Origin of the sequence: Streptomyces bikiniensis, from assembly GCF_000716625.1 — a bacterium.
In the GTDB taxonomy this organism is placed as follows: domain Bacteria; phylum Actinomycetota; class Actinomycetes; order Streptomycetales; family Streptomycetaceae; genus Streptomyces; species Streptomyces bikiniensis.
Genome location: NZ_JNXJ01000023.1, coordinates 87,396 through 94,864, shown reverse-complemented (window position 1 = coordinate 94,864; position 7,469 = coordinate 87,396). Strand labels below are relative to the sequence as shown.

9 protein-coding genes and 1 pseudogene are annotated in these 7,469 nt (G+C 70.5%); all 10 read right to left on the bottom strand.

Going from position 1 to position 7,469, the window contains the following annotated elements:
* Positions 1 to 264: 264 nt before the first annotated feature.
* The 10 genes and pseudogenes from OO47_RS19855 to OO47_RS19810 all read right to left on the bottom strand — a co-directional run bounded on the left by OO47_RS19855 (position 265) and on the right by OO47_RS19810 (position 7,468).
* A complete protein-coding gene (locus OO47_RS19855; protein ID WP_030217226.1) occupies positions 265 to 639 on the bottom strand; it encodes a hypothetical protein in 375 nt (124 codons plus the stop codon).
* Positions 640 to 874: 235 nt separating this feature from the next.
* Entirely contained in the window at positions 875 to 1,501 is a 627-nt protein-coding gene (locus tag OO47_RS19850; RefSeq protein WP_030217223.1) for an OmpA family protein, read from the bottom strand.
* A gap of 9 nt (positions 1,502 to 1,510) precedes the next feature.
* Positions 1,511 to 1,909, bottom strand: coding sequence for a hypothetical protein (locus tag OO47_RS36265; protein ID WP_324606521.1), 399 nt, complete (start codon positions 1,907 to 1,909; stop codon positions 1,511 to 1,513).
* Positions 1,910 to 2,097: 188 nt separating this feature from the next.
* A pseudogene (locus tag OO47_RS19840) lies at positions 2,098 to 2,697 on the bottom strand (pilus assembly protein TadG-related protein); the annotation flags it as partial.
* Positions 2,698 to 2,735: 38 nt separating this feature from the next.
* Positions 2,736 to 2,954: a hypothetical protein gene (locus OO47_RS19835; protein ID WP_106969422.1), complete on the bottom strand. Its 219-nt coding sequence runs from the start codon at positions 2,952 to 2,954 to the stop codon at positions 2,736 to 2,738.
* 368 nt (positions 2,955 to 3,322) lie between these two features.
* Positions 3,323 to 4,210, bottom strand: a complete 888-nt coding sequence (locus tag OO47_RS19830; RefSeq protein WP_033209652.1) for a DUF5936 domain-containing protein — start codon at positions 4,208 to 4,210, stop codon at positions 3,323 to 3,325.
* 11 nt (positions 4,211 to 4,221) lie between these two features.
* Positions 4,222 to 5,163: a type II secretion system F family protein gene (locus OO47_RS19825; RefSeq protein WP_030217217.1), complete on the bottom strand. Its 942-nt coding sequence runs from the start codon at positions 5,161 to 5,163 to the stop codon at positions 4,222 to 4,224.
* 64 nt (positions 5,164 to 5,227) lie between these two features.
* Positions 5,228 to 6,571: a CpaF family protein gene (locus tag OO47_RS19820; protein WP_030217216.1), complete on the bottom strand. Its 1,344-nt coding sequence runs from the start codon at positions 6,569 to 6,571 to the stop codon at positions 5,228 to 5,230.
* Between the two features lie 16 nt (positions 6,572 to 6,587).
* On the bottom strand, positions 6,588 to 7,097 hold the full coding sequence (locus OO47_RS35210; RefSeq protein ID WP_078489745.1) for a TadE/TadG family type IV pilus assembly protein: 510 nt from the start codon (positions 7,095 to 7,097) through the stop codon (positions 6,588 to 6,590).
* Complete coding sequence (locus OO47_RS19810; protein ID WP_030217214.1) at positions 7,094 to 7,468, bottom strand: TadE/TadG family type IV pilus assembly protein; 375 nt, start codon at positions 7,466 to 7,468, stop codon at positions 7,094 to 7,096. The genes OO47_RS35210 and OO47_RS19810 overlap by 4 nt, the downstream gene beginning before the upstream one ends.
* Between the last annotated feature and the right edge of the window lies 1 nt (position 7,469).

Here is a 7,469-nt window from a genome sequence, read left to right as displayed (position 1 = left end):
GGGGGTGGGGCGGGAGGGGCGGCCGAGTCTTTCGGGACCGTCGGGGCTGACGGGACGGGGCGGGGGCATGGGTTCGATTATCGGTTCCGGAGGGCGGGGGCGGGGCGGCGGGGCGGGCGCTCCGGACCGGCCGGAGGTGTCGGACCGGCCGCGCCTCGCTCCTCGACCCGGCGCCGCACGGCCACCAGGACGCCCTCCTCGCTCGGCACGCCCGCCTCCCGGTCCGCGTCAGGACGCGGGAGCCGGGGGGAGCCGGCCCGGGGATCAGCCGAGGGGCCTCACGCGGGCGAACTTCGCGGTCATGACGGGGCCGAGCCGGTGGACGATGGCGTGGCCGGGCTCGTGCGGGGCGGGCAGGTCGCCCAGGAAGGAGGTGACGATGACCTCGTCGACGCCGAGGACCCCGCGGCGGCTCTCCTCCTCCAGGAAGGCGAGCGTGCAGCGCCAGTCGGGCGCGGCCGGGTCCTCGCCCAGGAAGGAGCGGACCGTGTCCTGGACGACGTCCCAGAAGAACACGTGCGGCAGCACACCGCCCTGGTGGAGCACGTGGGTCTCGTAGGCCCCGCGGAACTCGGGGATCCGGGCGACGAGGTCACTGACCAACTGCACACCCGGCGTCACGCTCGGCGTCGTCGTCATCCGTCCAGAATGCTCCTGCCCGGCGACCGCGTCCCGTCGCTTTTGCGTTTTCCTGGGAACGACTTTCGGCGGGTTTTCCCCTGGGGGCGTGAAGTGTCCCTCTTCCGTGGACGATTGGGCATACGTACGAGCCGACGGCCCTCGTACGGACGGCTGCCCGGCCGCGAGGGAAGCTGCCACGGAGCCCGTTGGCCGCCTTTGGCCGGGCCGCACCGTCACAGTCACCGCCACTCGCTCAGGGAGTGGCGGCGGGCGGCGTGGTGCGCGGGAAGGAGATCTCGACCCGGCGGTTCTTCTTGCGGCCCTCTTCGGTGGCGTTGTCGGCGATCGGGTAGTCCTCGCTGTAGCCGCGGATGTCGAAGGTGATCCCGGGGCCGAGGGTGCGGGCGAGCACCTGCTGCACGGCCACGGCGCGCTCCTTCGAGAGCTTGAGGCCGTGCTCGTACGTACCGAGGTTGTCGGTGAACCCGAAGACCCGGACCCGTCCGGAGCCCTGCTTGTCGATCTCGGTGGCGATCGCGGCGATCCGGCTCGTGGCGGCGGCCCCGAGCTTGGCGCTGTCCTTCGGGAACAGCACCTCGGCCTGGAGCGCGAACGTCACGTCCACATTGGTGTCCTGACGGCGCTGCGCGCCGCCCTCCTCCTCGACAATCTGCTTGATGTCGAGGACCTTCGGGGCCGCGAGGACGGCTCCTTCGGGCAGCATCAGGCCCGGCGCCTTGTCGTCGATGACGGGCACGGGGGACGCGGTGCCGGCGGAGCCGGGCGGGTCGTCGGCGTGGGCGAGCGGCACGGAGACGGGCCACAGGACCACGGAGACGAGGGCGATTGCGGCGAGGCGGCGGTGGGTCGTCGTCGTCATGGCGTCGCCTCAGGAGAGCTTGAGGGTGGCGGGTTCGAAGGTGGGGAGTTGGAAGGAGACTTCGGTGGTGGAGGTGGGGGGGGCGGGGAACTGGAGGAAGACGGCGGCCGTCGCCTTCGGCGACAAGACACTAATGCCCGTAGTGGTCAGCGGCCGGCCATCAGTGTCGCGAAGCACGTAGTAGCGCTTTTTTCCCACCGCATCCACAAGCGTGGCTCCGCCGAAAGAGCTGCCATGCTTCATCACTTCCGTTTCATCCCCGCTCGTCTGGGACGAAATGGCGGCCGCGGAGTCGGAAGTGTTCTCCAACTGCCCCTTAATGGTGAGAAAACCGCCTGCGTCACGCTCGACAGAACTTACGGTGAACTCCAACCCCTTCTGTCCTCGCACGACAGCCAGCTTCTCCACGGGCTCCTCAGCACTTTGCTGCCCCTGCCCTCCCTGGGTCTGCCGAGGGGTAGAAGTAGTCGCGGCCGGTTTGTCCGCCTTCGGCTTCTCATCGGATCCGCAGCCGACCGCGAGGAGAGCCACCGATGCGACCGTGAAGGAAGCCAGCCCTCTTCGTGCGTACCGAACGTTCATGAAGCGTGCTTCCTTTACTCATCGTCACCGGTCAGTCGAACAGTGAAAAGATCGATGGCACTGGGCAGTTCCGGATCATCGGGGTCGATCGTCCAGGCATCCCCGTCACAGGTCAGGCCAGTGATCGGCTCTGGCTCCGGTTCCTCCTCCGGCTCCGTGGGATCGGGATCCGGTTCCGTTTCTTCCGGCGTCGGTACTTCCGGCGCCTTGAAGCTGCACTTCGGCTCGATCACGGCTTTCGCGGACGCGGTGGCATCCTGCGCTTCCGCTCCCGTCGTCTCTACAGTGACACTGAAACCCTCATGCTCTCCAGACAGGCGCATACAACCATCGCCCGAGATCCTCGCGCCGTTTTTGGCAGCGAAGGTGGTCGCCTGTTGGCACGCGGAAGAGCCAGTGAAGCGTTTCCCCTCAGGGAATCCGTCCCACTGCGCAGGGTCGAGGATCACGTCGAGCCATCCCTCACGCAGTTCGTCCCGTGCGTCCTGGGCAGCTGCGAGCGCCGCTGCGTCAGCGGCGGTCTGGGCGCTGTTGCGAGTGACGGCGGCCTGCCCGAACATGAAGTAGACGAAAGCCAAGAACAGAAGGCCCGCTATCACGGCAATGTAGACGGGGAAAGCCTGACCGACATCGCCACGCGAGTGAACCGCGGCTACTTGCCCCCGGTCAGGTCGGCGATCTTCTGAGTGATCGCGTCCTTGATCGACTTGCCGATGTCCGTCCCAGTGATCGCCACCACGATCGCCACCACCACCACAATGATCCCCAGGTACTCCACCGCCGTCTGCCCGCGGTCCCCCGTCCTGGACATCGCGCGCGTGGTCAGTTCGATCCTGGCCTTCGTCAGGGCCTTCAGCATCGCGTCGTTCATCGTGGTCCCCTCCGCGGTCGGACGCCTGCGCTCCGGAACGGTATGCCCGTGGAGCCGTTGGTGCACAGGGTCCCCGGGCCCATTCGTCAGGTCGGGTCATGGGAGGGACCTCGTGCCCTGCCAGGAGGCTATGGCCTCGGCACCGTCGTGGGTGTGGAGTTCGGCGAAGATTCGGTTGGATCGGTCGAGGTGATTCTTGACCGGTTTCCCCGGGACCAAGCACGTCGCGGCGATCCATCGGCCGTCGAGACCCGTGATCCTCAGGTCCATCGCCCCCTCCTCCCCTCGCTCCCAGTCCGCACTGTGACACACTCCGTTGCATCCGCGAAGCCTTTTGCGCGAACAAGTCCTCGGAAGTGCCCACCCGTTCACTCCCCCGTCACCGAGCCGAAGTCCGTTCCCGTGCCCAGGAACAGGCCCGCGCCGAGGAGGATCATCGTCGCCGGGACCATCAGGGTGGTGATCACCATCGTCGCCTTCGGGACCGCCTTCGCCGCCTTGCGGCGGGCGTTCTGCGCGTCGGTGCGCCGCATGTCGTTCGCGATCTGGATCAGGGTCTCCACGATCGGGGCGCCCAGCTCCTCGCCCTGCTGGAGCGCCGTCACGAACTGCGCCACCTGTTCCGAGTCGTTGCGGCGGCGCAGTTCGTCGAAGGCCTGGCGGCGGCTGACGCCCATGTCCATCTGGCGCAGGGTGATGCGGAGTTCGTCCGACCACGGGCCCTCGTACTTCTCCGCGACCCGTTCGAGCGCCTGCCGGAAGCCGAGGCCCGCCGAGACGACGACGGCGAGGACGTCCAGGAAGTCCGGCAGCGTGCGTTCGATCTGGTCCTTGCGGATGCGCACCGCCGACCAGATCCCCACCTCCGTCCAGAACGCTCCGAAGGCCAGGAGGAGCAACGCCGTGAGGTAGGAGCCCTTCGACAGCATCAGGAGGGCGCCCAGGGCGCCCAGGAAGCCGTACACCGCCCGGCGGGCGCCGTACCGGTCGATCGTCAGGCCCCCCGGGTTCCCCGCCAGGTCGATGCGGCGGCGCACCGCGTTGACCCGCTTCGGGCCCATCAGGCGCAGGACCGCCGGCGACCAGCGCATGCCCAGGCGGTCCACCGCCGAGTCGACCGCGCCGGTACGGGTCGAGCCGACCTCCAGGGCGAGCCGGAGGTCGTCGGGGAGCTTGGCGTCGGCCCGGTAGAGCCTGACGCCGTAGCAGGCGCCGGCGACCGCCAGGCCGGCCAGGAGGGCGAGGAGGAGTTCCACGGCTGCCGTCCCTACACGTCGATCTTCGAGAAGCGGCGGATGACGACGAAGCCGACCGCGTACAGGGCGAACGCCGCGATCACCGCGAACTGCCCCAGGCCCGAACCCGTCATCCGGTCGAGCGCCCCCGGCTGCATGTTGTCGATGAGCAGGAGCGAGCCGACCCCGATGACCGGGACCGAGTACGCCGTCATGCTCACCTGCGAGAGCTGGGTGCGCACCTCGCGCCGGGTCTCCTTGCGCTCCTCCAGGGTCTCGGTGAGGTTCCGCAGGGAGGAGACGACGGTGCCGCCGGCCCGGTTGGCCAGGACCAGGGTGGTGACGAGGACGACCAGCTCCCGGGAGGGGAGGCGTTCGGCCAGCTCGCCCAGGGCGTCGTCCAGGGAGGTGCCGACGGCGAGCTGCTGGGCGACCTTCTCCAGCTCGTCGCCCGCCGGCGCCTCCAGCTCGTCGGCCGCCAGGCTGAGGGCCATCCGGAGCGCGAGGCCCGCCTGGGTGGCGTTGGCCAGGATGCGGGAGAGCTCGGGGAGCTGGTTGATGAACTTCTCGATCCGCTTCTGGCGCTGCCAGTTGAGGTAGCCGAGGGCCACCCAGACGCCGAGGAAGCCGCAGATCGGGCCGAAGAAGGGCGACAGCGCCGCCTGCCCCACGGCCCACAGGACCGCCACCGTCGCCGCGAGGGCGACCGTGAACTCGCCGGGCGTGACGTCCAGGCCGGTGGCCGCGATCCGCAGCTCCAGCTTCCGGCCGAGGGCGGTCCTGCGCACCCGCCGGTCGACGCCCCTGAAGTGGCGCCTGCGGCGGCCGGGGGTCTCGGGCCCGGCCGTCTCGTCGAGGCGGGCGACGAGGGCCGCGTGCCGGCGGGCCCCGCTCGCGTACAGCTGGACGCCGGTCACGCCCAGGACGCAGCAGAGCAGTGCGACGCCGATCGTCAGCCAGAAGGGGTCGGTCATCGTTCCGCCTCCCCGACGGATGCGTGTCTGTCGTACCTGTCGTACCTGTCGTGCCCGTCGGTCGTCACTCCGCCTCCCTGACGGCCAGGTGCGCGTCCGTCGCCGCCACTCCGAAGGCCTGCGGTATCGGCTGCCCGGCCAGGTAGAGGCGTTCGGCGACCCGGCGCGGCAGCGGGTGGTACGTGAACCGCCCGTACACCCGTCCGTCGGCGGCGAGCGGCTGGGCGTGGAAGCGGCAGACCGTGGCGAGCAGGAAGCGTTCCCGGCCGTGCGAGGCGAGGACGGCGATCTCGGTGATCCGGCGGGTGCCGTCCGGGTGCCGGGTCAGCTGCACGAGGACGTCGACCGCGCTGTTGATCTGGTCGCGCAGCGCCTCGAACGGCACCTTCACCTCCGACATCGAGGCGAGGGTCTGGAGCCGCATCAGCGCGTCCTCGGCGGAGTTGGCGTGCACGGTGGCGAGGGAGCCGTCGTGGCCGGTGGACATGGCCTGGAGCATGTCGAGGGTCTCGCCGCCGCGGACCTCTCCGACGATGATGCGGTCGGGGCGCATGCGGAGGGAGTTGCGGACCAGGTCGCGGATGGAGACGGCCCCGCGGCCCTCGATGTTGGGCGGCCGGGCCTCCAGGCGGATCACGTGGGACTGCTGGAGCTGGAGTTCGGCCGAGTCCTCGATGGTGATGATCCGCTCGCCGTCCGGGACGAGCCCGGAGAGGGCGTTGAGGAGGGTGGTCTTCCCGGTGCCGGTGGCGCCGGAGACGATCAGGTTGAACTTGGCCTGCACGAGCCCGGAGAGCAGGAGCAGCATCTGCTCGTCCAGGGAGCCGAGGCCGATCATCTCGTGGAGGGTGTACGCGCGTGGGAAGCGGCGGATGGTGAGGGTCGCGCCGGTGAGGGAGAGCGGCGGGATGATGACGTTGACGCGCTCGCCGGAGGGGAGGCGGGCGTCGACCATCGGGTTCGACTCGTCCACGCGCCGGTTGACGGTCGAGACGATCCGCTCGATGGTCTGCATCAGCTGGTCGTGGGAGGCGAAGCGGAGCGGCAGGAGTTCGACGCGGCCGCCCCGCTCGATGAAGATCTGGTCGGGGCCGTTGACCATGATCTCGGTGATGGAGGCGTCTTCGAGGAGCGGTTCGAGGACGCCGAGGCCGAGGGCCTCGTCCACGACCCGGCGGATCAGGCGGGCGCGCTCGGCGGTGGAGAGGACCGGGCCCTCGCGGCTGATGATGTGCCCGAGGACGCGCTCCAGGCGGGCGCGCCGCTCGGCGGCGGCGAGCGCGGACATCTCCGTGAGGTCGATCTCCTCCAGGAGCTTGGCGCGGAAGGAGGCGACGAGGTGGCCGTCCTCCCTGGCCGCGACCGCGCCCTTCTCCTCGGGGGCGTTGATCCGGGAGCGCAGGCTCATGACTCGTCGTCCCTTCTCATTCGTCCTCCTCGGCGGGCAGGGGCATGGTGGCGGACTTGGTCACGGAGCCGAGGCCGTTCCAGAAGGGCACGACGGAGGGGATCTCCACGGTGACGGTGTAGGTGACCTCGCCGTTCCCCCCGCCGGGGGAGACGGAGGAGCGGCTCGCGACCCAGCCGCTCACGGCCGCCTCGGCGGCCGCGTCCGGACTCGTCGCCTCCTCGTCGTCGCTCGCCGCCCGGGCCGCCGCCCGCGCCGCCGTGCCCGCCTGCTGGGCGGCGTACGCGGCGACGCCGAGCTGGAGGCCGGCGAGGCCGACGAGGAGCAGGATCGGGAGGAAGCCCAGGTACTCGACGGCGGCCTGGCCGCGGTCGCGGGCCCGTCCTCCGGGGCCGGGTACGGATGCGGGACCGGGGTCGGGTCCGCGCCCGGCTCCGGTTGCGGGCCCGTTCCCGTGGCCGTTCCTGTACCCGAACCGTCCCGGAACGCCTCCGTGCCGCCCCGTACCCCCGCGTTCCGCGTTCACGACCGCCTCCCCTCGTACACCGCTCCCGCCCTGCCCTCCACCGGGAACAGCCCCCCGAAGCCCGGGACCAGGGCGGGGACCCGGATCGTGACCGTCACGGTCACCATGCCGCCGGAAGGGGCTCCGCAGCCCGGGCTCGCGCCGGCCGCCCACGCCCCGTCCAGGTGCCGCATCACGGCCCCCTCGCAGTCGCCGTCCACGGCCGCCGCCCGCGCCCCCTCGTCCGCCGCGTTCCCCGCCAGGCTGTACGTGTAACCGACCAGGACGACCTGCCAGAGCAGGGCGAGGGTGAGGAGGATCAGGGGGACCATGCCGAGGAACTCGACCGCCACCTGCCCCCTGTCCCCGTTCCCGTCCCGGTAGCCGCGCATG